This is a genomic window from Brevibacillus sp. HB1.1 (genome assembly GCF_013332445.1).
In the GTDB taxonomy this organism is placed as follows: Bacteria; Bacillota; Bacilli; order Brevibacillales; family Brevibacillaceae; genus Brevibacillus; species Brevibacillus porteri.
Genome location: NZ_JABMIV010000012.1, coordinates 85,698 through 112,404, shown reverse-complemented (window position 1 = coordinate 112,404; position 26,707 = coordinate 85,698). Strand labels below are relative to the sequence as shown.

At 49.6% G+C, this 26,707-nt stretch carries 23 protein-coding genes and 1 pseudogene; 10 read left to right on the top strand and 14 right to left on the bottom strand.

The features are described 5' to 3' along the window. Nucleotides 1-9: 9 nt before the first annotated feature. The 9 genes from HPY27_RS25195 (at nt 10) to HPY27_RS25155 (ending at nt 9,666) form a co-directional block, all read left to right on the top strand. Entirely contained in the window at nt 10-1,059 is a 1,050-nt protein-coding gene (locus tag HPY27_RS25195) for an ArsR/SmtB family transcription factor (RefSeq protein WP_017247245.1), read from the top strand. After that, the gene (locus HPY27_RS25190) at nt 1,056-2,282 is read left to right on the top strand and encodes an MFS transporter (protein WP_174226263.1); all 1,227 of its coding nucleotides are present in this window, start codon (nt 1,056-1,058) and stop codon (nt 2,280-2,282) included. The genes HPY27_RS25195 and HPY27_RS25190 overlap by 4 nt, the downstream gene beginning before the upstream one ends. A gap of 48 nt (nt 2,283-2,330) precedes the next feature. Continuing rightward, nucleotides 2,331-3,269, top strand: coding sequence for an AAA family ATPase (locus HPY27_RS25185; RefSeq protein ID WP_017247243.1), 939 nt, complete (start codon nt 2,331-2,333; stop codon nt 3,267-3,269). A 4-nt stretch (nt 3,270-3,273) separates the two neighbouring features. After that, a complete protein-coding gene (locus HPY27_RS25180; RefSeq protein WP_174226262.1) occupies nt 3,274-4,464 on the top strand; it encodes a DUF58 domain-containing protein in 1,191 nt (396 codons plus the stop codon). Beyond that, nucleotides 4,461-5,789 (top strand): DUF4129 domain-containing protein, encoded by a 1,329-nt coding sequence (locus HPY27_RS25175; protein ID WP_174226261.1) that lies wholly within the window; start codon nt 4,461-4,463, stop codon nt 5,787-5,789. The genes HPY27_RS25180 and HPY27_RS25175 overlap by 4 nt, the downstream gene beginning before the upstream one ends. A gap of 152 nt (nt 5,790-5,941) precedes the next feature. Beyond that, nucleotides 5,942-7,039, top strand: coding sequence for an ArsR/SmtB family transcription factor (locus tag HPY27_RS25170; protein ID WP_017247240.1), 1,098 nt, complete (start codon nt 5,942-5,944; stop codon nt 7,037-7,039). Nucleotide 7,040: 1 nt separating this feature from the next. Continuing rightward, nucleotides 7,041-7,850, top strand: a complete 810-nt coding sequence (locus HPY27_RS25165; protein WP_174226260.1) for an ABC transporter permease — start codon at nt 7,041-7,043, stop codon at nt 7,848-7,850. A 17-nt stretch (nt 7,851-7,867) separates the two neighbouring features. After that, nucleotides 7,868-8,854, top strand: a complete 987-nt coding sequence (locus tag HPY27_RS25160) for an ABC transporter ATP-binding protein (RefSeq protein WP_017247238.1) — start codon at nt 7,868-7,870, stop codon at nt 8,852-8,854. Beyond that, the gene (locus HPY27_RS25155; protein WP_174226259.1) at nt 8,851-9,666 is read left to right on the top strand and encodes an ABC transporter permease; all 816 of its coding nucleotides are present in this window, start codon (nt 8,851-8,853) and stop codon (nt 9,664-9,666) included. The genes HPY27_RS25160 and HPY27_RS25155 overlap by 4 nt, the downstream gene beginning before the upstream one ends. A gap of 68 nt (nt 9,667-9,734) precedes the next feature. Here HPY27_RS25155 and HPY27_RS25150 read toward each other — a convergent pair whose 3' ends face one another. From HPY27_RS25150 to HPY27_RS25110, 9 genes are all read right to left on the bottom strand, one after another. After that, the gene (locus tag HPY27_RS25150; protein ID WP_026042951.1) at nt 9,735-10,427 is read right to left on the bottom strand and encodes a M24 family metallopeptidase; all 693 of its coding nucleotides are present in this window, start codon (nt 10,425-10,427) and stop codon (nt 9,735-9,737) included. Nucleotides 10,428-10,842: 415 nt separating this feature from the next. Next, nucleotides 10,843-11,601, bottom strand: a complete 759-nt coding sequence (locus HPY27_RS25145; RefSeq protein ID WP_173624110.1) for an HAD-IIB family hydrolase — start codon at nt 11,599-11,601, stop codon at nt 10,843-10,845. Nucleotides 11,602-11,704: 103 nt separating this feature from the next. Next, nucleotides 11,705-13,090 (bottom strand): MocR-like pyridoxine biosynthesis transcription factor PdxR, encoded by a 1,386-nt coding sequence (pdxR, locus tag HPY27_RS25140; RefSeq protein ID WP_174226258.1) that lies wholly within the window; start codon nt 13,088-13,090, stop codon nt 11,705-11,707. A gap of 70 nt (nt 13,091-13,160) precedes the next feature. Then, complete coding sequence (locus HPY27_RS25135) at nt 13,161-14,540, bottom strand: MFS transporter (RefSeq protein ID WP_174226257.1); 1,380 nt, start codon at nt 14,538-14,540, stop codon at nt 13,161-13,163. A gap of 73 nt (nt 14,541-14,613) precedes the next feature. Further along, nucleotides 14,614-15,204: a TetR/AcrR family transcriptional regulator gene (locus HPY27_RS25130; RefSeq protein ID WP_026042950.1), complete on the bottom strand. Its 591-nt coding sequence runs from the start codon at nt 15,202-15,204 to the stop codon at nt 14,614-14,616. A 147-nt stretch (nt 15,205-15,351) separates the two neighbouring features. After that, nucleotides 15,352-16,380, bottom strand: coding sequence for an NADH:flavin oxidoreductase/NADH oxidase (locus HPY27_RS25125; RefSeq protein ID WP_174226256.1), 1,029 nt, complete (start codon nt 16,378-16,380; stop codon nt 15,352-15,354). Nucleotides 16,381-17,034: 654 nt separating this feature from the next. Continuing rightward, nucleotides 17,035-18,138 (bottom strand): citrate synthase/methylcitrate synthase, encoded by a 1,104-nt coding sequence (locus HPY27_RS25120; RefSeq protein WP_017247230.1) that lies wholly within the window; start codon nt 18,136-18,138, stop codon nt 17,035-17,037. Between the two features lie 99 nt (nt 18,139-18,237). Further along, nucleotides 18,238-19,326 (bottom strand): DUF418 domain-containing protein, encoded by a 1,089-nt coding sequence (locus HPY27_RS25115; RefSeq protein WP_254612988.1) that lies wholly within the window; start codon nt 19,324-19,326, stop codon nt 18,238-18,240. 97 nt (nt 19,327-19,423) lie between these two features. Beyond that, nucleotides 19,424-20,338 carry a LysR family transcriptional regulator gene (locus tag HPY27_RS25110; RefSeq protein ID WP_026042949.1) on the bottom strand — a complete coding sequence of 305 codons (915 nt, stop codon included), beginning with the start codon at nt 20,336-20,338 and terminating at the stop codon, nt 19,424-19,426. 210 nt (nt 20,339-20,548) lie between these two features. Here HPY27_RS25110 and HPY27_RS25105 point away from each other — a divergent pair, with 210 nt between their 5' ends. Beyond that, the gene (locus HPY27_RS25105) at nt 20,549-22,198 is read left to right on the top strand and encodes a hypothetical protein (RefSeq protein ID WP_371814370.1); all 1,650 of its coding nucleotides are present in this window, start codon (nt 20,549-20,551) and stop codon (nt 22,196-22,198) included. A 134-nt stretch (nt 22,199-22,332) separates the two neighbouring features. On the opposite strand, the gene HPY27_RS25100 is transcribed toward HPY27_RS25105, so the two are convergent. The 5 genes and pseudogenes from HPY27_RS25100 to HPY27_RS25085 form a co-directional block, all read right to left on the bottom strand. Continuing rightward, nucleotides 22,333-22,767, bottom strand: coding sequence for a metal-dependent hydrolase (locus tag HPY27_RS25100; protein ID WP_017247226.1), 435 nt, complete (start codon nt 22,765-22,767; stop codon nt 22,333-22,335). 89 nt (nt 22,768-22,856) lie between these two features. Continuing rightward, nucleotides 22,857-23,219 (bottom strand): cupin domain-containing protein, encoded by a 363-nt coding sequence (locus HPY27_RS25095; protein ID WP_017247225.1) that lies wholly within the window; start codon nt 23,217-23,219, stop codon nt 22,857-22,859. 157 nt (nt 23,220-23,376) lie between these two features. Then, nucleotides 23,377-23,572, bottom strand: a pseudogene (locus tag HPY27_RS30245) (IS200/IS605 family element RNA-guided endonuclease TnpB); the annotation flags it as partial. Between the two features lie 291 nt (nt 23,573-23,863). After that, complete coding sequence (locus HPY27_RS30685; protein WP_173624115.1) at nt 23,864-25,549, bottom strand: methyl-accepting chemotaxis protein; 1,686 nt, start codon at nt 25,547-25,549, stop codon at nt 23,864-23,866. A 140-nt stretch (nt 25,550-25,689) separates the two neighbouring features. Continuing rightward, nucleotides 25,690-26,703, bottom strand: coding sequence for an NAD-dependent epimerase/dehydratase family protein (locus HPY27_RS25085; RefSeq protein WP_017247223.1), 1,014 nt, complete (start codon nt 26,701-26,703; stop codon nt 25,690-25,692). Between the last annotated feature and the right edge of the window lie 4 nt (nt 26,704-26,707).

The window sequence follows — 26,707 nt, the reverse complement described above, 5'->3', positions numbered from 1 at the left end:
TGAATAGACGTGAAAGTTTTGAACATCGGAAGTGAACGGACAACGTATCGCGTGGAGATCTCGTATTCTCCTTTATTCGAAGCTGCCTTGGGAATCGCTGCCGCTACCTACGATCAATTGCATCACACGATGGAACACCCTCCTGCCTACTGGCGTCAACTGTTGGACGAGCTATCGCCTTCTGTACGGCAAGAGGTCGACTATGCGAAGGAGCACAACACGTGGAAGACGCTTTTGCAACTGCTCGATCTTTGCCCTTTCGCTGATCTGGATTCATTTCTCTCGTATGTCAGAGAGCTCTCAACAGAACAGCTCCGATACGAGGCCCTCCCTTATCTAGGTGAGAATATGCAAGAAGCACGTTGGAAGGCTGCACAAGGAAGCAAAGAGGATTGCGCCGCTTTACAGGAAGCGTGCCGCGCGCACCTCTTTTTTGAATCGTATATCGGACATATTACTTCCGTTGATGCAGAAGAGCTGCGGAGTCATATTCTCCGATTGATGGAAGGCTGGTATGGCACCCACATCAAGCCGCATGAGGAAGAAATCGTTCGTATGCTAGAACGGGATTGGTCGCAAAAGCAAAACAAGCTAGGGAAGCTCACCCCGGAAGCCTTGGTGGAGTATGCGACAGGATCGAGCTACCTCCCTGAGCCTGCCGTGACACGCGTGCTGCTGATCCCACAAGCGATCTATCGCCCGTGGACCGTACAGGCCGATGCTGTCGGGACGAAAATTTTTTATTACTCTGTTGCCGACGAAAATTTGCACGATGCTGTAGATCCAAATCAGCCACCCCCTTCACTGGTGCAAGCCTTAAAAGCACTCGGAGATGAGCACAGGCTGCGCATGGTCAAAATGCTCGCGGAAAAGGACCTGAGTCTGCAAGAAATAACAGAGCAACTCTCTATGGCAAAATCGACAGTGCACCATCACCTGTCCATGCTGCGGTCTGCCCATCTCGTTGAAACAGTCGGCTCCCGTTACAGACTCCGCCGTCATACTCTGGACAAGCTCCCCCTGATATGGGATGAATTCCTGGACAGGAGCGCCCCATGAACCAAACTGCGGTACAAGCCTCTGTCTGGCAGCAGCGTTCTTATCGTTGGATTCTTTTTGGTCAGCTCATTTCCGAACTCGGGGCCTCACTCGGTACCCTCGCCAATAGCTGGTTAATCTATCAGGCAACAGGCTCACAAGGTGCGGTCGGACAGATGTGGCTGCTGTATTTCATACCGTCGCTCGCTATTCAGTTGGTAGCCGGACCGTACATCGACCGATTCGACAAGAAGCGTGTCATGCTTTTTTCTCAATGGATGCGAGCTGCTGCGTTTTGTTTGTCCTTTGTGGTCATTACTTCCGGGACAGAATCGCTCTGGCCGTTGTATTTCACTGCCTTGATCAACGGTCTCGTTCAACCGCTATATGTGCCAGCCAGCCAATCGCTCCTCCCTGTTCTGGTCAAAAGAGAGCAGCTCCTCCAAGCCAATGCCTATTTGGAAAGTGTCCTGCGCATTGCCTTGATTACAGGTCCTCCTTTGGCTGGGATTCTCGTAGCCAGTATCGGCGGCGAGTCAGTACTCGCATTGGTCGCGATCAGCTATGCGCTCAGCGGTTTCTTTCTGGTTCTTTGTCCAATCGCCCCAGCGGATACCGCCAGCAAGAAGCAATCGTGGTTTGTCATGTTTAAGGCTGGTCTAGCGATCTTTTGGCAGAAGCCCCTTCTACTCTGGCTTGGCCTGTACTCAGCTCTCGTCCAATTTGCTGTCGGAGTCACACTCGTACTAAACCTGCCTTTTGTAGTCGGCGAGCTACAAGGCACCTCGTTTCATGTAGGCTTGTTTTTGGCTGGTTATCCGTTGGGATATTTCTTCGGCTCCTTGCTCGTGCCACGCTTCCGTAACAGCCTTGGTCAGCCCCTGATCATGTTGGGCTCACTGGTATTAGGTGGCTTAAGCTTTGTTGCGATAGGCTTTACCCATGACATCTGGCTTGCCATCACCATCGAACTACTGGCTGGTCTGTTTGCTCCTTTTTTCCAAGTACATAGCACGAGCTTGTATCAGCTTCACGTTCCTTCCGAGTTGATGGGGCGTGTACTGTCTGTCCGCCTGCTCATCGTGCGTGCGACGATGCCCGTCGGTATTTGGCTTGGCGGACAGCTAAGCGATCAGGTAGGGATTCGCCCTCTTTACATCTTTGTAGGTGCCGTCATCGTGCTCGCCGCGCTGGGGGGAATATTATTTCGAAAATTTGTAAATAACAGGATATTCCCTATATAATAAAAACCGTATGCCTCCTAAATTTTGAATGGGAAAAGGAGAATTTTCATGACTCATCCGACATTGGATAACCTTCAGCATGTTATCAGCAGCGTTATCGTGGGCAAGGAAAGTCAGATCCGCCTATTGGTAACGGCCTTGCTCGCCCGTGGTCACGTATTGCTGGAGGACTTGCCCGGAATGGGAAAAACCGTGCTTGCCAAAACATTGGCGCAAGCGATTGGCGGCTCTTACAACCGCCTGCAATTTACTGCGGATCTACTGCCATCTGATGTCGTCGGTCTACACGTATTCAATCAGCGAACAAGTGAATTCGAACTGCGCAAGGGACCTGTTTTTGCAGATGTCTTGCTCGCAGATGAAATAAACCGAGCCACTCCCAGGACTCAATCCGGCTTGCTGGAATGCATGGAGGAACGCCAGGTCACGATCGAAGGCGTCACCTTGCCACTTCCATCGACCATGCTGGTCATTGCGACCCAAAATCCGATTGAATCGGAAGGGACCTATCCATTGCCAGAAGCACAGTTGGACCGCTTCCTTTTCAAGCTGTCTCTTGGCTACGGAACGCGAGAGGATGCCAAAGAAATTTTGCGGAGATTCCGCAGTGGCTCCCCATTAGAGGCCGTCGAGCCGGTCATCACTGTCGAGCAAATTGCGGCTCTGCAACGCGAGGTCACGACCGTTCATGTCAGTCAACCGGTAGAAGACTATATCATCGATCTGACGGAAGCGACTCGCCAGCATCGTTCGGTTGAGGTGGGCATCAGTCCGCGCGCCATGCTCGCCCTGTTGCGATCCGCCCAGGCTTACGCGTTCGTTTCTGGTCGTACTTATGTCTTGCCGGATGATGTGAAAGTGGTGTTCCCCAGTCTGGCAGCTCACCGCATTCGCCTCTCCATGGAAGCAGAGCTGCATGTGACGGAGCAGGAAGTCGTGGAGCAAATTTTGACCAGCGTCCCCGCTCCCGTCGAAGAAAGCGTGTAGCGCTATGATCACCAAGCAAACCTTTCACGTAATCGGTTTTGTCTTGCTGCTCTTCGCCGTTTTTTCCGGCCACTGGTTTTTCTTTCTGTTTGGGGGCTTTTTCTTTTTTCTCCCCGCTGCACAAGACTGGTGGGTCAAATCCATGTCCAAATGTGTATCACTCGAATGGTCCAGTGATCAAACGCGCGTCCTGTCAGGGACCCCCGTGCACATTACAGTTCGCTTGCACAATCGTTCGTGGCTGCCTTTGCCTGCTACCTGGCTTCGCTTCACATTGCCAGAGCATGTCTCGGTGGAAGGCGCAGACGAGGTGCGACTCCTCAATCATCGGACGAGCGTTCGCCTGCGCTTTGATCTGCCGATGCGACAAAGTGCTACACGCACCTTGATTCTCATCCCGAACAAGCGAGGCACCGTCTGGCTGACGGATGTGCAATCCGAGACATTGCCGTTATTGGGCGAGGAGCCTACCGCTATGACATTGTCGATTTCCTTTTCCTTGCTGGTCTATCCGTTGCCTCTTGCTCTTTCTCCTGTCGTGCTTGCTGAAACGGAACCAGATGGGAATCGGATTTCTCGTCAGCGCCAACTAGACGATGTCACTTTTCAGCGTGGCGTTCGGTCGTATATGCCAGGCGACCGTTTCAAGCACATCCATTGGAAGGCAACCGCCAAAACAGGCTCACTGGAAACACGCCTTTTCGAGTATACAGCCCATCCGAACTGGCGAATCGTCGGGCATATCCTGCCCTCCTATGAACCGATGATGCAAAAGTATAACGATACCACCAATGAACGGACGATCTCCTGTCTTGCGGCTTTAGCTGGCCAGTGCAGGAGAAAATCAGTCGGATACGAGCTGTACCTCACCGTGAAGCAACGAGGACGTGAGCATTTTCATTTGCCTGCGGGAAGTGGCAAGACGCACCACCTGCACGTCATGAGTCAACTGGCGCAAATGCATCATTTTGTGACAACGCCACTGACGACTGTTCTTCGCCGGTTAGAGGAAGCCCATGGAAAGGAAGCCATTCTCATTGTGACACCAAGAATGGACCAATCCTTACAAGCCTCCGCGGAGCGCCTTGTTCAACGCGGTCATCAGGTTGCGGTACTGGATGTTTCTTCTGACCCTGTCATCATCCAGCGTTTTGAGCATGCTCGTTTGAAAAAAAGGAGCGTGATGATGGGATGACACTCTCCTTGATGGGGCGCTGGACGCTCGCGTTTTGGCTGGAGGCCATGCTGACGGGTGTTTTCCTGATCTTGTTTGGGTATATGACAGCAGGCTTTGGTCAACTTCTCTCGTTTTGCCTAGTCGCAGCGCCACTGCTCATGGCTGGGAGCTGGTTGTACCATGGTGGTGGCGGTCGCTTGATGCTCCATCTGTTGCTATATCCCATTGTGTTTGTCATAGGAATGAGCAGCTTCTACCTCTACGATTCCTGGCTCATCGCGCTTATACTGGCTGCTGTTTATTTTTGGAGAGTACAAAGTGCTGCATCGGAAGGGTATCGACATGACAGTCTGCAACGCAGATTTGTTCTGGCACTGATGGCGGGCCTGATACAGCTTGTGTTAGCGGTACTTTACACCTCCATCGTTGACCCGGGTTCCTATTCGCTCGCAGCCTCTTTTTCCATGCTTGTCCTCATTACTCTCAGCTATATTTTGGTGGCGATTGGGGCGTTTGTACTGCGGGAAGGATCACTTTCTACGAGGCTGCCTGTTCGCATTAGCATGCTACTCGGCAGTCAAGTGCTTGGCACTCGTTTTCTTTTGATCGCAGGTTATTTGGCTGTCGGTTCTATCTTACTTGGTCTCATCTATTGGATCTGGAGTTGGATTAAAGGACCTGTCAGCGATGGTCTGTATACGCTCTTTGAGCCTGTGCTTATTTTCATTGTGGAATTGTTTGAACGCTTGTACGAGAGGGCGAGCCAAAAACAAGCAGCGATTCAGTTATTAACGGAAAATACAGGACAAAAACCAGATAACCCCAGTGTGCAAATACAGCTCGGAGAACCACTCTTTTCTGTTCTACAGCCATACTTAATCATTGCCTTCATCCTCGCCTGTGTGATCCTGCTCGGCAGGTACATATGGAAAAAGCGCTTCAAGGGGACGATTACGCTGGAAAAAGAAGTGGCGGCTGTACAAAATACCGTATTGACCACTGTTCCTCCCTCTTCCAGTGAAGAAAGCACAGAAGATGGCTCTGCCAAATGGTTCAAACAGCCTGTTGGTCCAGAGGATGACCCCACCAGGTACGCCTACTATCAATTTCTCGTCCTCATGGAGAAGCAAGGCATGCCAATCGAGCTGCACGAGACACCCCAAGAGTTTTTCAATCGGCTGCGCGAAAAGTCCTTGCTAGATGCAGGTCAGCTGGATGCAGTCGCTCGCATCACACGTTACTATCAGCAATATCGCTATCAGGAAAAGTCGCTTCCCGAAGCCGATTTGACAGCGATGCAGCAAGCCGTGCAGACGCTCGGCTCTCGTTTCTCTGAGACGTAATACTGTCCCACAACCACGTGCTACCCGTTAGCCGTGGTTGTTTTCTTTTTCTCTTGACAGCGGGATGTCCCTCCGGCATAATTTCTTCAATTTTGCCCACTCCCAAATTCAATTCACCAAATGGTTAATTGAATAAGAAAGGAGGATGCTCGGTGCAAGATTTACCTGACTGGCTGCGTAAGCATCTTCATGTCGCATACATACCTGGCTATGAGTTTTTCTTAAGTCTCCATGTGCTTGCCAAGCCGGAGCATCACACCTCCCGCTTGCATTGGGCGGAGGAATTGCTCACTGCTTTACCTGCCCCGCTCTTGAAAAAGCTCCACTATTTTAGTTCCATGTCCAATCAGTTTCTCGATGCTATGGACTTCCTAGCACCTTGGGAGGAGTGCTTTGAGCATTCTGTTGAGGCCGCATTGGAGCGTGTACAGGCGATGGATGCTGGCGAGTTTGCCCAACTCATGATCGGTCCCGTCTATCATCCCAGACAACTTCACACTTGGATGCAAGGACGTACAGACGAGATTTTTGATGAGCTGAAACCGGAGCATCGGGAGCTTTTGCGCCATCCACTCTCGACCAAGCGCAGTTTTCTAGAGTTTTGCTACGACTACCTGCCTTTTTTCCAGGCAGAAGAACGGCGGATTGAACCGTGGCTCATCCGCGCCGTACATGAAGCACAAGAGCAGATCAAGCTTGATCCGATTTCGTTTTTGTCGCAGGTACACCCGCGCTTGAAGGTGCACGAAGACTTCTTGCAATTTCACAAGGCAAAAACGTACACATTTGGCTATTCGGAGCTGGCTCGTATCCATTTGCGTGTCTCAACGTTTGTCTCGCCGCATTTGTTGCTAGGCATTTACGACGACCATATCTCCGTGTGCTTAACCGTTGACGTTCCCGGCACCAGAGCTACCTCAGTGATTCCCGCTGACTTTATCAGCAAAATGAAGGTGTTCAGTGACCCGACGCGGACAGCGATTCTCAAATCGTTATTGGCTCATCCTTACTGCACGCAGCAGTTGGCTGACCTGCACAACATCAGTGAGCCTGCCGTCAACAAGCACTTGAATCTGTTGGTAGACACAGGGTTTATCTGGAGTGAACGGCGGGGACGGTATGTGTTTTACCGCGCGATTGCATCACGGCTGGAACAACTCGCCGTCGATCTGCATGAGTTCATCGATATGCCTGTTCCCGGAATTCTCGCTCCACCTACTTCATCACATCCCCCAGAACGGAGGAAATAACGTGTTTCATGTCGCCAAAGCTACCTTTATCCGCAATACCCGCGTGATGATTCGTGCCTATCCGTGGTCGTTTGTCATCGGCCACATTTTTTCCGGGGTGTATACGGTGCTGTTCGCCTTCTTCGCCTATCACTATGTTTTTGCCGGACAGTTGGACAAGAATTTCGCACATCTCACCGGCTCGTCCGATTACTTGTCGTACGCCATCCTCGGCGGAGCTTTTTATGCGTTTGCCGTCTCGACCTTGATGAATGTCAGCCGCTCACTCATTACGGAGCTTCGGGAAGGGACCTTGGAGGCTGTTTTGCTCACCCCTTCCTTGCGCAGGGGGTACTTTTTGGGGAATGTCGCCCAACAACTCATGCGTACTTTGTTCGAATTTTCGGTGATTTTGCTTGTAGGGGCGTTGTTTGGACTCAAGCTCTCTCATACGAACGTATGGAGCGCCGTTCTTGTCTGGATATTGTCTACAGGGGCTTTCTTTTGCCAAGCGCTCGTATTGGGTAGTCTCATGCTTTGGTTCCGCGATACGTACATCACACAAAACACGCTGTTTGCCGTGATGGCCTTTGTCAGTGGAGTCACGTTTCCGATTCCATATTTACCTGAATGGCTGCAACCGCTCGGTCTCATCATGCCGCTCGCGCCTGCGCTGGATGCTTTTCGGCAATGTGTGATTCAAGGAGCGCCGCTGCATGCTGTTTCACCACAGCTGTTTCATATGGCAGCCCTGTCCCTCGTCTATCTCGTCATCGGGGTGTGGGGCATTCGTAAGATGGAAAAACGCGTCATGGAATCGATTTTTGGATAACAAGGAGGACAACGATCATGCTGATTGCAGAGAATGTACGGAAGGTATACCGGGTGAAGGAGAAAAAAGGCTGGTTTCGCCAGCAATGGACAGAGGTCGAGGCAGTCGCTGATCTGTCCTTTCGCATGGTACCCGGCAAAATCATTGGATTGTTAGGTATTAATGGGGCAGGAAAAACAACAACGATCAAGATGTGCTCCACGCTGCTCACCCCAACCAGCGGCACAATCACGGTAGACGGGTACGACGCGGTAAAGGACGATCGGTTCGTCAAAGCCAAGGTCAACATGATCGCAGGAGGCGAGCGCATGCTGTACTGGCGGCTGACAGGGCGGGAAAACCTGCAATACTTCGGTAGTCTGTACGGTTTGCAAGGGCAGGCCTTGCGCGATCGGATCGATTCATTGCTCTTGCAGGTTGGTCTGTATGAGGCGGCCAACACCCCAGTCGAGCGTTATTCCAAAGGCATGAAGCAGCGACTACAAATCGCCCGGGGCCTGATCAATGATCCGCACTACCTGTTCCTTGACGAACCGACTCTCGGCTTGGACGCCCCCATTGCCCGGCAGCTTCGCAAGCATGTGAGTGAGCTCGCTTCTCAACATGGAAAAGCCATTCTGCTGACCAGCCACTACATTCATGAGGTAGAAGAGCTTTGCGACGAGGTATACATCATCGATAAAGGAAGGCTCGTGGCGCATGATACACCGGAGCACCTGACCAAATCGCTCCATCTAGATACAGCCTTACAGGTAGTGATCCCCTCTCTCTCCGACTCGCTCGATTACGATCTGCGCCAGCTGGCTCTGGATTATGGCGGCTCACGGGAAATAGCGGAAACAGACGAGCAGACCTGGGAAGTGACGTTACGAGGCAAAACGGATATGACGACGCCATTACTTTCCCTCTTGGCTGCCCACCAATCCCCTGTCTTGCGTCTCTCCACGCAACAGCCATCTCTGGAGGACGTCATCCTGCACATGGCAGATCGGAGGGGGGCATGAAACAGCTAGGCAGTCTGCTTTTGGCCGAAATCATCAAGGAGCATCGCCATTCGTTTCACAGCAAAATGATCTACTTCTCGCTCTTGGTCTGGCCCGTTATCAATTTTGTAACCGCATATTATTCGTTTGCCCCGTTTCGGATGGGAGCTGATTCCCCTCTAGCCCGGTTCATCAGCTACGAGCAGTTGCCGTTGTTCCTGTTGACTGGCTATTTAGGCTATATCTTCTATTGGTGCCTGGTACAGTCGTCATGGCAAATGAGCTTTGAACGACAAGCAGGAACCATGGAAATGATCTTCATCAGCCCGGTCAACCGGCTCGCTTTTCTATACGGGCGTTCGCTTTCCTCACTGATCGAAGGAGTCTGGCTGTTCTTTTGCTTTGTCCTGCTAGCCTTGTTTTTTGTCGATGGCATTCAGCTGAGCGGCTGGTGGGCACCTCCACTCGCCTTCCTCATTTTGCTGGTATCGGCCATCGTCTGGGGCGGCTTTCTCTGTGTACTCTTTCTGTTTTCACGCGATTCGAGCTTTTTGTACACCGTGCTGGATGAGCCGATGCTGATCTTTTCCGGTGTCCGCCTACCCCCGGTGGCCTTTCCGGTTTGGGCCAAGGTCATTTCCTTTTGCTTTCCCCTGACCTACGCACTTCAGTTGATTCGTGAGCTGCTGATGGAGGGAGCATCGTTGCAAACACTGCTGCCGAGTATGGGACTGCTAGCCACCGTCTTGCTGGTGCTCGTGACAGCGACCGTCGTGTTGTTGAAGCAAGCGGAGAAGCATATGAAAAAGACCGGGAACATGGTGATGTATTAGTAAGGCAAAGAATAGGTAAATAAAGAACGCCCTTTCCTAATTGGAAAAGGCGTTTTCTTATTTCCCTCTTACTCCACCGTCAACAGCTTCTCTACAAATCCCCCAATTTCTCGTTCCCGATCAATAAAATGAACCTCCAGGATCCAATCGCGCGGGCGTCCGTTATGATCCGGCTCTCTCATTGGCTTGTAATTGTCAGGGTGAATATAGTTGACGATATCCTCCCCTTGAATTATTTCATGCGGGAATTCGCCGATGAGATGCCCTGCGTGCGGACCACCGTACTCCCAGCCGTATGCTTTGGCGCGCTCGCACATGTAGGCAAACAGCTCGCTGCTCGTAATATCCGGCTTGGACAAAAAGTAAGCCTTGCCCTCGTCCCACGCTTTTTCAATATCGTCGCGCAGCTTTTGTTTTACCGGATCATTTCCAAGCACATACGTCCGCCCGAGATCAGCCTCCCAGTCCTCAAAAATGGGCCCGAAATCGAGAAAGACAATATCTTCGGGAGTGACAGTCAAGTTCGGTGGATTTTCTCGGTACGGAAACAGCGTGTTTCTTCCCGCTCGCACAATTCGCTTATGCCAGTATTTCTTGATCCCGAACAATTGAAAGGCCAGCTCGTAAATCTCCTTGTTGATATCCTTTTCCGTCACGCCGCTGCGAATAATGCCCTTCTCTTCGATTGTGGCAAATAAAAACTCCGCTTTGGTCTCTGCTTCGCGCAGTGCCTGATGTCTCTTTTCCAATGATGGATTCATCATGTCATAGCCTCCTAGAAAATGTAGCAACCCGCAGATGGATTTAGAAGAACAAGTGATTGATCCCATTTTTTGTAATTGGGGATGCATGTCTATTCCATAGAAATTTTTGAGCATACCCTAACGTATCCCATCAAAAGGAGTGATCATCATTGAGAAGGAATAAATCCCGCAACAAAGGATTCAAGAAAGTAAATGGTCGTTTGGTGCAGTATTCTACTCCTCGTCATCCTGATCGTGATCCTTATTCTAGACAAAATCCTCCCAGAGAAAGAAGCATGAGATGCAGAGCCTGTTGCTGGGAAGATCCTGATCGGCTGCAAAGTGTATGCGGTTGGTGTTGTGCTGAGATGATCCAATAATCGTTGATGGAAACAAGCGTCCGGATCTCCACCATTCGGACGTTTTTCATCATTCAGTTGTTCGCGCCCAGCTCTCGCAATTTTGCGATAATAGATTGCTCCACATGATCATCCATGGTGATTTTTTCTTTTGCCAGTGAAAGCAGCGGTTCATACTCGCCAATCAATACGGAATAATGCGCTTTTTCAAATAGCGGCAAATCATTCATGTCATTGCCAAAGCAGATGAACGGCTCCCCTGCCACATCGAACCGATTCAGGGCCGCCCATTTATTCACTCCCCGATAAGTGAGGTCGAGAATGCCTTCTGCCGAATGAAAATGCAGCGTAACATCAAGTTCCTTGATTCTCGCCATCAATTCTTCATAACGGTCACACGATAAAATCAGGATTTTCAGCACGGCATTCAGTTGATCTACGTCCACGCGGCTGGCTGTCCGATTGGGATCGATATAGCTCAAAAAAGGATGGGTCGACACACAATTATGTGCGTAATTCCACGAGTCATCGATGAAATACTGCGCGCGATAATCATCGAGAATGCTGATGATTTCATGTGCCAAACGATCCGGGATCGGCACGCAGCCCTGCAAGCTTCCTTGGTGATGCGTCATCGCTCCATTCGCGCCAATGAGGAGATGGTTGGCAAACCGCTCATCGAGGACAGGCAGCATGTCACGACACGGTCTTGCGGAGGCGAAACCCACCGTATGTCCCGCTTGTTCGAGTGCAAGCAGGCTATCCAAAATGTTTGTTGAGATCGGTTGACCCTTGAAGCAGATCGTCCCGTCCAGATCAAAAATGAACTTCATTTTTCCCACCCTTTCTAATCGCTGTCCTGTCCATCGTAATGGATAGCCGTCTGGGGCCAAAGGGACAGATCGTTCAAGATGAGTGGGACAGAAAGATGATCTGTTACTCAAACCAGGCGCTAGCCAACAAGCGAATGCCCTTCTGAATATCGTCGGGGGTCAATGCTCCGTATCCTAGCAATACCGTCGGATGCTCCCTTGTATCATGCAGCCAGTATCGGGCAGTTCCGTAGACTTTTACGCCTTTTTGATAGGCACGCTCCATGAGTTCCGCTTCCGTACGCTGACTTTTTACGGTCAAAAATACATGCAGCCCCGTATCCTTCCCTTCTATTTCCACACGTCCGTCCATGTAACGAGCGACTGCCTGAAGAAACGCCTCTCGCTTTTCCATATAGTTTTTTCGCATGTGCTGCAAGTGTCTATGCCAATAGCCATCGGACAAATACGTCGCTAGCGTCAACTGGTCCAAGCGGGAAACAGGCTGATCGTATTCAGGCACGCGCTGGTGAAAACGCGATAACAGCTCGTAAGGAAGGACGACGTAGCTGACGTTTACGAGCGGCAGCAATGCTTTGGAGAGCCGCCCAATGTAAACAACCTTTTGGGGAGACAGGCTCTGGATCGAAGGGATGTAGCTCTCTTGATATTTGAACTCCCATTCGTAGTCATCCTCTACCAGATAAGAATGCGATAAGGATTGCGCCCACAGGGTCAATTGGTTTCTTTTCTCCAAAGGCATCGTCATTTTGTTGATGAATTGCTGAGAAGGACTCACGTACATGATGCTTGCCCCGCTTCTCTTCAGCTCATCTATGGAAACACCGTCTGCCTCCAAGGAAATGCCGTGTACACGGTATCCACCGTTGAGAAACGTATTTCTCGCACCATCATAGCCCGGATTTTCTACGCCAATCACATGCTTCGCTCTGTCCAGAAGCTGGACGACAATCGATACCAACTGTTGTGGGGTGGCTCCAATAATGATCTGCTCCGGCGTGGCGAGGACTCCTCTCGTTTCATGCAGCAATTTCGAGAGTTCCTTTCGCAATACGTATTCGCCTTGAGCCAGCCCCTCCACCATATACGTGCGCTGATGGTAGGAGATGAGCTTGTTGCGCAGCTTATTCCATGGATGAAAAGGGAAGGCTCCGAGCTCGATGTTGCCATAGCGAAAGTCATAGTGAATCGACGGTATACGAGAGTCTTCTCGTTCCGCTGCGTACTGCCCAGAAGGAGGTCCTGCTTTGTACGTCACCTGATACCCTTTTTTCGGAATGCTGCTGATGTACCCTTCCGATACTAGTAGCTGATAGGCAACTTCCACCGTGTTTTTGCTGACAGCAAGTGATTGGGCACAGCTTCTGATTGAGGGGAGAAACTCCTCATGCGTGATTTGGTTACGCAATATTTCGTCTTTGATAAAGTGATAGATTTGGATGAACAGTGGTTCTCCCTCTGTAAAACGAATGGAAGAAAGCTCTCGCAACGAACAGGAACCCCCTTCCTTTTTTGTTTTAGTCTACCACATATTGTATGAAGCCTGAATGAACAAAGGGTCAGCTATCCGCCAGAAGGCTCTGTCTCTTGGCCCTACCGAACTGAAAGTAGTAGAAGACCATAAGACACACGTGCATCAGGGACATCATCAAATATATATTGCTGTAAATGAAGCCGCTCGTATACGGATTTACCGGGTTCCAATTGGTAGTCGCGCCAAGATCGATAACCTTGCTGTATACCGCAGACGCGATCCCCATGGAAATGAAGCTCAGCATCGAAAAGATTCCCATGCCTACTCCCGCCTGCTCCTTCGTCAACGTCCTCGAGATCGAGTTCGCCATCGAGATTTGCATAAAAGACTGCCCCACATTGCCTAGGATCAAGAAGAGCGCAATGCCGATAACCGAGGTGCTTGTGAAAGTAGACAGCAAGCCAAAGCAGCCAATCAGTAAGCTAGATGCAACGAAATACAGAAAAACATTCCCCCGCCTGTCCGCGAGCCTTCCTCCCACGCGACCAAGCAATGCCGAAGCGATAGCCGCGGGAACCATCACAAAGCCGATCCAGCTCGTCGATAGCTGCTGCACCTGAGCCAAGAGCAGCGGACTGAGATAATAAAGCGATATCCCCATTCCATTGATGAGAAATGCCATCAGAATCCCGATTGTATACTGCTTGTTGGCAAAAACCTTCGGCTGGACAAATGGATCAGCTACCGAACGAATTCGTACAACGAACAGGAGCAAAGTAACCAAACTGCCCAATGCAGACCACCAAGATCCATTCGTTACTCCCAAAAGCAATGACGTCCCGCTGATCGCAAGTAGCGAGCCGCCCACCCAATCAAACTTCCCACCAGCCGCTGTCTCCTCATCCTCCAAATATTTGCGGTAGAACGGCAGTGTAAGCAAGATCAGGAGCGGTATGGAAAACAGCCAGCGCCAATGGGCAAAGCTGACGATTAACGCCGCGACCACAGGACCGAGTGCACCGCCAAGAGCCAATCCTACTGCCGTTCTACCTAAAACAGAACCCCTGCGCTCAGGCGGGAAGTATCGCAAAGGAATGAGCATCGCAGTAGCCGGAATGACAGCCGCCCCTACTGCCTGCAAGCATCTACCGAAAAGAGCCATCGCAAAGGAATCGGAGACCAAACCGAAAAACGAACCCGCCGTAAACACCAAGAGTCCAAACGTCAACAAATTCTTGAGCTTGTATCGATCTGCCAGCTTGCCATACGTCACGGTTCCGATCGCGTATAACAATCCATATGCGGTCGATAGCCAGCTCACCTGCGCTATGCTCAATCCAAACTCCTTGCTAATTTCGGGGAGTGCAATGTTAAACACCAAAGCACTCATGGAGGAAATGACTAAGGTAAACATCAAAATCCGGATTAATATGTCCCTGTTTTGCTGCGTTTTTGTCGCTTCCATGCCGCATCTTTCCCTTCGCTTTTTATTCGTAACTTGACTGTCAGTACTGACTGACATTGTGGTGGTAAAAAAACTAGGGAGTCAAACCCCTAGCGAAAACCTCTACACTCTCTTCGATAAATGCCTCCAGAGATACCCCTGAAAAATTGCTAGTGCCATCCAGATCGTTCAAAAACGCCCCGAAATTCATGACCATGAAGGCAGTCGCCTGTGCCTCCGGATTCGTTTGGATCATCTTGCCCTTTTTGCCCATCTCTTTGAAGTAATCTGTAAACAGTACCATCAACTGTCGCGGGTGCTTTTGGGTCCGCTCGCGGAATCCAGGCAAATGGGCCTCATCCTTAATACTAATCAAAATCATTTTCCGATTGCGGTTCATCATTTCGTGATATGTTCGGCTGATTAAAAGCAAATCCTCGCGCAAATCCCACACAAGCTTCTCCGCGAAAAGCTGTGTCAGCCCTTCCGTGTAATGAAAACGGTCAAAGGCGCACTCAAGCAAATTCCGCTTGCTGCCGAAGTGGCGAAACAACGTCTTCTCGCTCAATCCTGCCACAGTGGCAATTTCTTGCGTGGTTACGCCGTTGTAGCCTCTTTCCGCGATGAGATCGATTGCGGCTATCATCAGTTTTTCGCTGCTTGTAAGACTTTTGCTGCTGCTCATTGCGATCCTCATTCCCGGAAGTGATTGTCAGTACTGACTGACATTCATAGTAAACGGACTGTCAAAAAGTGTCAAGGACTCACGGTAAAAAAGGGCTCTCCTCCGACTCATTCAGTCGAAAGGAAAGCCCCTTGCTCTTTTACTCGATTAAAACGCTCTTGAATATTGCTTCGGTGGCTGCAACTCATCCGCCGACAGCTCATGAATCGCATGCAGTGCCCAATAAGGATCACGCAGCATGCCGCGTCCGACTGCTACCAAATCCGTATCGCCATTGCCAATTGATGCTTCCGCCACTTTTGGATCATCGAGATTGCCGACTGCAATAACTGGTACATCCAGTGCCTGCTTAATTGCGCGTGCCAATGGTACTTGATAGCCAGGATGAACACCTGGACGGCCTGCTGAACCAATCGGTCCTTCCCCGCCGCTGGATAGATGGAAAATATCCACGCCTGCTTCCTTGTAACGGCGGCACAGCTCTGTGCTGTAATCCAGCCCATATCCACCATCCACGTACTCTACGGCAGAAACGCGCATGATCAGCGGCATGTCAGCTGGCATGACCTCTTTGATCGCCTGAATAATTTCCACGCCAAACAGCGCTTTATCCCGCCCGTACTCATCGTCTCGCTGATTTGTCAAAGGGGAGTGGAACTGATGTATCAAGTATCCGTGCGCACCGTGGATTTCAATGGTGTCAAACCCGGCTTCCACTGCACGTTTCGCTGAGTCCTGGAACTTGACGACCATTTGCTTGACTTCTTCTGTCGTCAACGCCCGTGGTGTTTTGTAGCGCGCCCCTGGGAAAGCAATCGCAGACGCCGATACAGGCACTTCTGCGTCTTCCGCTTTGCGGCCCGCATGAGCAATCTGAATGCCAATTTTGGCCCCATACTTATGAACCTCGGAGACGATTCGTCCATACGCCGGAATCTGTTCGTCAGACCATAAGCCCAAATCGCCGTTGGAAATTCTGCCATCAGGCTCGACATCGGTCATTTCCACGATAATCAGACCTGTTCCGCCTACTGCACGAGAAACGTAATGAACAAAATGCCAGTCCGTTGGTGTTCCATCGTGTGCATCCACAGAGTATTGGCACATCGGCGGCATGACAATCCGATTTTTCAAGCTAAGTCCTTTAAACTGAAACGGGGTAGACAACAACGCCATTTGCTCCACTCCTTACTTTTTTTTATTATCATGCCAAAAGTAAGCATCTTCTGCAATCCCAAGTTGCACTTTGTGAAGACGATATCATGCTTTGTCCGGCTGTTGTGGTGGGGAGGAAACAGGAGAAAACGCTCAGATTCTTGTCCCACCCGCTGAGGGATTCACTGCCCGCCTCCATGCAAAAAGCGAAACCGCGTCCAAAGTAGTTCGTTCAGGATGTTTTTCAGAGGTGGACGCTTAAAAGCATGTTTCGCTTTTTGCATTCCGTCTCGGTCGGTGTACCAAAGATCTTCGCTTATTTCTTCTGTTTCCTCTACGAGCTTTCCGTGTGATCCGATTTTTTAATGACTTAAAAGAGATGGAAGAACCTCATCAGTAACGCCAGAGAAGAATATTTCCAGACGTAGCGACTTGTGGAGTCCTACCGAGCGGAGAAGGGATTTGCGGGCAACAGAAACGCAACGTGCCCGAGCTACGAAGCGGCTACCACTTTTGCGTTTCCCCGCAAATCCCTTCGGAGCGGGCAGTCTAATCCCCCAGTGGGACGGAGCCTGGAGCCTAGACTGGAAATATTCTTCTCCCCACCGCAGCCACATCCATAACACGAAAAAAAGCTACCCGCATAACGGATAGCTTTCATGATTCACGTCTCGATTATTCTGGCATCGTGCCAATGTAATTGGATTGCGGGCGAATAATGCGGTTTTTGCCTGCCTGCTCCAGAATGTGCGCACTCCAACCAACTACACGGCTCACGGCAAATGTTGGTGTAAACAAATTGTCGTCCAAGCCCACCGCACGCATCACAGCTGCGGCAAAAAACTCTACGTTTGTATTCAGCTTGCGGCCTGGTTTGTACTCTTCCAGCAGTTGCAAGCCTACTTTCTCTACGTGTGTTGCCAGATCGAACCACGGATCGTTGGACGACAGCTCGGATGCAACAACGCGCAGAGCCGTTGCTCGCGGATCAACCGTTTTATAGACGCGGTGTCCGAAGCCCATCAAGCGTCCGCCGCTCTCCAGCTTGTTGCGCAGCCACGGCTCTGCATTTTCCTTCGTGCCGATAGCCTCGATCATCTCCGTCACTTCAGATGGCGCTCCGCCGTGCAAAGGACCTTTCAAGGTGCCGATTGCTGCCGTAATGGAAGAAATCAGATCGGATTCGGTCGAGCTGACAACACGACCGGAGAATGTGGATGCATTCATGCCATGCTCCTGCGTCAAAATCAGGTACGCATCCAGTGCACGTACGTGTGCCGCTTTCGGCTTTTCCCCCTTGAGCATATACAGATAGTTCGCTGTATGATCCAGCTCCGGATTCGGTGCCAACGGCTCGCGGCCCTCCAGACAAGCGAAGCGATACGCAACGATTGTCGGCATCTTGGCAGCCAGCGCAATCACCTCATCGATGGTCGGCGGGAAGCCATGCGAGGAACTGCCCAGCGCCGAAACACCTGTACGCAGTACACTCATCATATCTACATCTGCCGGGATCAGCTTCAGGATTCCCTTTACGTGCTCCGGCAGCTCACGGTTTGCTTTGAGCTTATCTTTTAAATCAGTCAACTCCTGCTCGCTAGGCAAATGTCCGAACCAGAGCAGGTGTGCCACTTCCTCAAATGTGTGGTGGATAGCCAAATCACGCGCCCAATGACCGCGATACACCAGCAGTCCATTAATCCCATCCACCAAACTAAGGTCTGTTTCTGCTACGGCGATACCATCCAAGCCGATAGCCAAAGGATGTTGTTTTGTCATCATCACCACTCCATTTTCGTCTCTTTTCTCTTCAGTATAATCGATTCATAATCGTGAAGGGAAATAGAAGAAAACCGTAGTTTTGATCACGTTTTACAATTAGTTAGCAGGAGCTGGAATTGACTTCTTTTTACGTCCGTACGTCAGGAAGCGCCATAGCTTTTCCATCGGCCCTCGATTAAAACGCTTCAGCCACAGCCAGCTTACGAGTAATTGAAACGCATAGATCGGCAGCGCAAGCAAAAACCAAGAAGAAAGCGGCATTGCCGTAATACCGAACAAAGGAATCAGAATGGTCATGATGACGGTCTGACCCAAATAAGTCGTTAACCCCATTTGTCCCGTGTAGGCAAATGGCTGGAGAACCTTCCGTACCGGCTCACGATCCAACAGCAGAAACAAGCTGGCTATCAAACACATCGCCATAGGCAGCGTACCCAGATCAACCAATATTTTATTCGCCTGTTCAAGCTTTGGACCAAAGCCGACACCGCTAGCCCAAACAATCCCTGCTGCGATCGGAAGACTGATTACAAGAGTAGTAGCAGCGATTCGTTTCAACAACGGCTTATGCTCGCGAATTTGAGCAATCAAACCGCGTTTTCCCGCATACAAACCAAACAGGAACATCACGAAAATCGGTATCATTGTCGACTGTAATGATGCGATAAACGGATAGACTTCTTGACCATTGAGCGACTGTACGAGCGCCACACCTTGAGTGAGCATGTACACTCCGCCCAGACTAGCTGCCCATGCTAGAATCGTAGAAGACTTTCTTCGATAAAAAGGCATCAGTAAAAAGCCAAGCAATGCGTACACCGTCAAAATATCGCCAAACCACAAAATAACGTGAATCACACCAATGAAAAACATCGCGAACAACCGTCTGCTGAAGAGACGAAATACTTTTTGTCCACGCTGTTCAGCCCGTGACATAAAAATGTAAAAACCTAAGCCAAATAGAAACGAAAAGATCCCGAAAAATTTCGTCTGAATGAATAAATCATAGCTTAAGCGAATCCATGCATCGATCCCTGCCTCTATTGGCATACGAACGTCTTCCGAATACATGATAAAGCCCGGCAAGTTCACCAGCAAAATCCCGAACAAAGCCAATCCTCTTACAATATCAATAGAATAAATCCGATCCTTCTGTGCGATTGGTTCAGCCTGCATATTCGTCATTCCCCCCTGCTGTCATCTAGCAGGGTTCAGTATAGGTTACATATACTGGTCAAAACTATCGATTCACCTTACATCTACCTTACAGGCTTGTTATCTTTTATGTCCGTCCCCCCGACTGAACAAGTGGCATCGGTGGATACAAAGACTGCAAGATATCTATAAAATGCTGCGCTGGCTCGCTAATCCCTGCTTTGGGCACCAGCAAATAGGAAGCAACCTTCGGCAAAACAAGGCCAGGTGTAGGCAGTTCAATAAAACGGTTTTCAAACAAATCCCGATCGACAGCCGTCCGAGGCAAAAAGGAAACGCCCAATCCATCCTCGATGAATCGCTTTGTAATGTCTACCTGCGAAACAGCCATTGTACGCAAAGAAAGCCCCCTCTGACGCAAAAGCAACAGCACCTCATCCCAATAACCCGGGTGATTGTGGGTCAGCAGACGGTTCGCTTGCACCTCTTGCTCCCAATCAGGCAAGGGCGCCTCCATATCTCCGCCACTGTGAGGGACTGCAAAAACGACAGGATCTTCGTACAAAAGATAAGTAGACAACTGGAATTCTCCCGGCACCATCCGGGTTAAGCCCAGATCAGCTTGTCCATTTTGAACCAGCGGGCCAATTTCCACGGAGTCGACAATTTTAATCGAGATATCTACATCGGGATACAGCTTGGTGTAACGGTGCAGCAAATGAGAAAAACGAGCACGGGCAATAATCGGTGAAACAGCCAGTTGCAGCTTTTCCCGATAGCCCTGTCTCCAAGCCTGCAAATCCTCCATACTGTTATGCCACTGTTGAAGGAGTCCTTTTGCATGTGGCAGGTAGCGTTTGCCCGCAGCCGTTAACCGAACGCGTTTGCCAACCCGTTCAAACAGCTTGATCCCCAATTCCTTTTCCAATTGTCGTATATGCTGGCTGACAGTAGGCTGCGCAATGAACAACGCTTCTGCTGTCTGGTGAAAATTTTCTGTCGTGGCCGCCACCATAAACGTTTGCAGCACGCGAAAATCCACGTGATCTCCCCCCTGCTGTCGCTTTTTCTTTGTTCTATATGCATACAAAAGAAGGAAGAATGCAACCATTTGGGTCTTTCTTCCTCTTTTTTGAAGAATTTTACTGGAAATCCTTCCCCTTCATCCTCCTTATGGTACAATACAAAATCGAGTGCGCAAAATCATTACGCACATCGTACTCACCAAAGAGAGAGCAAAAAGGGGAGAGAAATGATGGAAACTGCAACAAACGTGAACCCACCGCGCAAAAGCAAGAAAAAAGTATGGTTGATCGCGGGGGCAGCGGCTGTCGTTGTGTTGGGTGGATTAGGTACCGCCTATGCCAAATACGATTTGTTTAAGAGCGCTAAAACGATTTACCTGCAAGCGGAAGCAGAGAGCATGATGAAGTTTTCAAGCGACGTATCCAAAGCTTACGGGGAATACCAAGACTACATGAAGCCATACCTGGAAAAACCAGTTCACTCCACTGCTGAGGTGAGTGAAATTGCCCTAGATGCAACGATCCCAGACCCGGAAGCACAAAAAATTCTCGACATGCTGGGCAAAGCGAAGCTCGTGATGCAAAGCAACATCGATGAACAGAAAAATCAGCAATCAGGTAACCTGGAAGTTCACCTTCAAGATAAAAAGCTGGCTACTCTTGAGTACTTCATGAATGATTCCGTGATGGGCTTCAAGCTCCCAGAGTTTTACTCGAAATACGCTTATATGGACCTGAAAGATCGCGATGCTCTTAAGGTAAAGATGGGCGAAGAACTGCCAAAACGCATTGTAAGCTATAGCGATTTGTATGAAGCGATCAATTTTAATCAAGATGAACTCAAAACAGTCATGACTCCGTATGCCGTGCTGTATGCTGACAGCATCAAAGACAGCCAGGTAAGCATCAAAAAAGGTGTTCCTTTCTCCGAAGAAGGACTCAAGGAAGATGCACGTGAGATCACGATTACTTTTAATGATGCAGAAGGCGCAGCTCTGGCGAAGCAAATCGCAGAGAAGGCAAAAGCTGACCAAAAGTTGTTTGACCTGATCTACAGTCGCTACCACAATGTGGCTACACTGATGCTCGACAGCGGCTACAAAGTAGAAGAAATTAGCAAAGAAGAATTCAAGAAAAATTACGAGCAAGCCTTTGATGACATCATCAAGGACACACAAGACACCGACACGAAATCAACCGATCAATTGAGAATGGTCGTGCTCGTGGACGGCGACCATCAAATCTTGTCCCGCAAGCTCTTGTTCGATGACAAAGAGAAAAAAGATCAGCTGGTCTACAGCAGTGTTTCCTACGATAAAGGTGCAGAAACGTACTACCGTTACTCCCTGCACAACCTGTCTGATCTGCAAAGTGGCGAAATGTCCTTCACCTACAGAGCGACAGAAGAAAAAGACAAGACAAAGGGCAAGTTCAGCATCCTGGCGAAAGAAACCGACCAGCCAATTCTGGACTTCTCGACTACTTTCGAGACAACCAAGCAAGACAAGAAAAAAACCGGAAAGTATGACTTTGCACTCGTAGCAGCAGACGAATATTCCTCCAACCCTGTTGCTCTGACCGGTAATGTTACCGTGAACGAGACGAAGACGGACAATGGTGTAGATTCTGATGGCACGGTAAAAGTGAACTTCTCGAACCCTACTCCAGATATGCCAAAAGGCTTTAGCTTCAAGCTGAAGTCCAAAGCAGAATTCGGCAAAGCACTGGAAATTCCAGCTATGACTGCTGACAACTCCATCAACTTCGCTACTGTGACTGACCAACAAATGATGGAAGCACAACAAGAGGTCATGCAAAACGCAGAAAAATTCATGACTGAAAACGCTGAACTCGTGCAACAGTTCATGATGCCTTAGTTGTTTCGTGATAAGAAGAATCTGCTCATAATCATTACTGGCAAGCTGGCATCGGTCCTAAACCGGTGTCAGCTTTTTTGTTCTAATGAAAAAGGACCTCCTGAAGGGAAGTCCTTTTTCAATGTCCATTCTTCTTACTGATAACCTCTGATCACGATATACACAATCGCTACATAAAACACGATTCGATCCACAGTCCGATACATCGATTTGGACACCCGAATACCGAGCCATCCCACTCGTAACGGCCACAATAACTGAATGCGGCCCACCAGCATATCGCTGATCAGATGGGACAATATCCCCCACAGAGCTGCCATTGCGGCCGGAGAATCACCGAATAGCAGAAATGGAAGGAACAATATTACCCATGAGTGTGTCACTGTTCGATGACCGAATCCTTTTTGCAGCATTTTGGATACAGGTCCCATCAAGTTTCCGAGCTTGCTATTTGCCTGATCGATATCAGGTACGAGTGCCATTGTCGCGCCAATGACGCTGCCCTTCCATGAAGGATAGGCGCAGTAGCCTGCGATGGCACCAAGTGCCATATGTGTTTTCCAATTCATTCGCCTTTCACACCGTCTTTCTAAGATAGTCTAATGAGCTTATGTACGGTTGGTGGAATGGCAAACCAATACCTTCATACATACGGATGCTACGTCTCCAACAAGGACATAAAGCTCTCCGGATCGAGTCCATCTCCTTCGATCACGATTGCCGTCATTCCGGTTTCACTGCCTGATTCGTGCCCTTCTCCTATGATCCAAAATGCCGCCTGACCACTCTGGATCGGGATACGCTCTGTACCTTCTCCACGTACCCAGCCTTCTCCACTCACGACAAGGAAGAGTTGAGGACAAGGTGCCGGATGATAGCCAACAATCCCGCCTGCCTCCAAATGGATACACCCAATCGAAACTGAATCAGGTGTGCGCAAGACACGAGAAATCGTCGCATGGACGGAATTATAGCGATCAATCGTTTTGCCTACTTGCTGATCAAATCGGAATCGTTTCACACTTTCGCCTCCGCTTTTTGACATGTAAGCCTTATCATAGCGCAACTAGAGGCGCTGTGACAGACTCATCTCCCACGATTACTGCCGAAACCATATATTTTGGTAGTCGACAAGACCAAAATGGTAAGCAGAAATATCCCCAGTCGGATTCCTTCGTAATGTTTGCATTCGCATGCTTCGTCGTACAAGTCTGGATTTTATTCTTCTTACTTTTGAAACGCGGTGCTTCATTTTGTTTTTTGAAAAATCGGGTGAATGCATCTGCGAGGTTTTGGAGGGAGGATTGAAGGACGGTGCTATCTATCTCTTGGACAGGGCAGTTCCTTTTTTAACAGTGGCAGTTGAACCCCACAGAAGGAGTTTATCATAACAGGAACGTATGTTCTACAAAAATATTGAGAAATTTAACTAAAAAAGCAACAAAGCACTTACCTCTCGGGGCAGATTTATCCCCCACTTTCGCCAAGCTAGGCAAGGCTTAGCAGTGGGCGTATTCTCGGCTGTTATGATTCACCATATGCGATTCTATACGCCTGTTGACAAAGCAGGGTCGAGAGCAGGAATCGTGTGGAAATTAGCGTAAACGAAAAACACCCCTCAGAATCTTTCTCTCGATTCTAAGGGGTGTATCTTGTGGTGAAGCTTTATACCTTGAAATGGCCTATCAGTTTTTCCAAATCATCGGCGAGGCTCGCCAGCGATGCAGCCGAGGCGTGAATTTCCTCCATGGAAGCCAGCTGTTCTTCTGTAGCAGACGAGACTCCCACCGAGAGAGAGACTGCCGATTGCGCTACAGTGGCGATCATCTGCATCGATTGTCCGACCTTGCCTGTACTTTCTGTCAGGGTATGTGCAGCAGTCGATACTTCTTGAATTTCATTCGTCACGCCTACAACTGCATCGCGAATTTGAGAGAACGCTTCTCCTGCTCTTGCGACGCCACCCATCCCATCTGATACTTCTTGAGAACCTTTTTCCATCGTGAGGACTGCTTCGTTCGTCTCCATCTGGATCGACGCTACCAGCTGGGAAATTTCTTGTGCTGATGCAGATGCCTGCTCCGCTAGCTTTCGCACTTCATCAGCCACGACAGCAAAGCCCCTACCATGCTCACCCGCCCTCGCCGCTTCGATAGCGGCATTCAATGCCAAGAGATTCGTTTGACCTGAAATTTGCGTAATGACTTCGACGATTTGGCCGATTTGTTGGGAGCGTTTTCCTAAACCACCTACCAGTGTAGTCAAATGCTCCATAGTTTCTCCGATCCCGTCCATCTGGGAAACCGACAACTGGATGGTTCGATCCCCTTCTGTCGCCAGCTCTGAGGTACTTGCAGCCGCAGCAGACACGCTTTGCGCACGTGCTGCAATTTTTTCAATTCCTGCTGAAATTTCTTCGACTTCCTGCTGACTCTCCTCTACGTTTTGGGATTGCCTGTCCGTTCCTTCCGTCATTTCCTGGATCGTGATGGCGATCTGTTCCGTAGCTTGGCTCGTTTGCTTCGAGCTCGCTGTCAGTTGTTCAGCTGCGGCTGCAACCTGCTGGGCATGCTCGCGAACCTGAGAAATCAGCTCTCGTAAATTGGCTAGCATCCGGTTGAATGAGCCTGCCAACTGTCCAATCTCATCTTTTGAAAAGACGGTCAACTCTTGCGTCAAATCTCCTTTTCCGTCAGCGATATCATGGAGCTGTTTGTTTACCCGATGCAGCGGTGCCACAATCGAGCGAATCAGAAGACCCCCAACCACAATCGCAACGAGAATTCCCACTATATTAAAAAACAACTGAATCATGGCCGAAATTCCTTCGTTCTCCGCCAGCTCCTGTTGATCTACCTTGATTTCATTACGCACCTCTTCAACCAATCCACTCACAACCGAATCCATTTCTTTTCTCGCTTGCCGTTCCTGACCGAAATGATGAGAGATGGCTTCTTCACGTAATCCTTTATCCAGTGCCTCTACCACTTTATCGCTTGACTCCAGATAGGAATTATATAGTCTCTTTGCCTCCCCCATTTCTTCAAGATGGTGAGAAGACTCAAGAGAACTGTTCATTTTGGCAAACAGGCTGTCCACCTTTGCTGCCTTTTCCTTCAATTCCGTCCGAAATTCTTCATCGCCCGTTAACAAATAGGCTCGTTCGTCATTATTTCGACCCGTCATGATAAACTGCATTTCTCGCAGGTCTGTCAATAATTCTTCCTCTTCGATAATTTTTGTATAGGATGCCTTCATTGCTAGCATTTGCACGTACATATACGTACCTGAACCGAACATGACTGCCAATATGATACCAAAAGCCAGGATGATTTTTGTTCTGATTTTCACAAGGTGAGCCTCCCGTCATTTGCTACTCTTGTTCATACCCAGCTCCTCCTTCCTTCAAACACTTTGATGTGCAAACAAAAAACCGCCAGATACCATCCTGACGGTTCAAACAGACTATGCACGAAACTCCCTGCTACATACTAGACACCGAGCTTCGCGAGCAGTTTATCCTCTATTATATAGTTGTTTTCTTGCAACATGTTTTCAGGTGGATGGTCAAGCCCCCATGCAATCGTACGTCGCATAGACTCCTCTGCGGTGGCTTGTTCCGTATACCCTAGCTCTCGCCTGATTTTTGCTGAATCCAGCTGAACATGCTGCTTCGATTCGATCTGCGGAACCCACTCATTTGGCAACTCAGTAGAAGGCGCTGTAATCACTTTGCCATTCCAACCGTAAACGCTGCCGATTCGTTCAATCCACGCTCGCATCGACAAGCATTGCTCTTCTGCTACATGGTAAATCTGATTTTTTGCTCGATCGTCGGTAGCCACCAGACAAATGGCATGCGCGATGTCTTCTACGTAGCTGCGTGCCCAACGCCAAGAAGCAAAGCTTTCTTCGAGCAAAATAAACGGACGTCCATCACGCATCTGCTGAAGGTACGGATAGACGCGATGCTGGTAATCATGCGGGCCATACACCATCGGCAGGCGCAAAATCGTGCCCGGTAGACTCTGTTGCCCCATCACGGCTCCCTCCACGAGTACCTTGTCATAGTATTCGCGATCTGGTCTGGCCCCTCGGAACGGATAGCGCTTCTCGCAAAGTGGAGACTGCTCCGTAAGCGGCTCAGTCGTAATCGGACCGGACTCGATCTTATTCACCCGTCCGAACGCCTGATACACGTCACAGCTGCTGATCGCTACGACACGACCTGCTATATCCTGAAACGTTTCTATCAGCAGGCGGGCATCTGCTTCTGTGTACGGAAATAGATCAATAACGACATCAGGTGCAAAGGAGCGAAAAGTCTCCCGGTATTCACCCAGGCGGGCACGATCTCCCGTAATAGAGACGACACCTTGTGGTAGAGAGGCTGCGCCGAGGGAAAGCCCCCTATTACATACAGCAACCTCATGACCTGCTTCTGCCAAGCGCTTCACTGCATGTGGACCGATAAAACGCGTTCCCCCCAAAAATAGGATCTTCACCCCG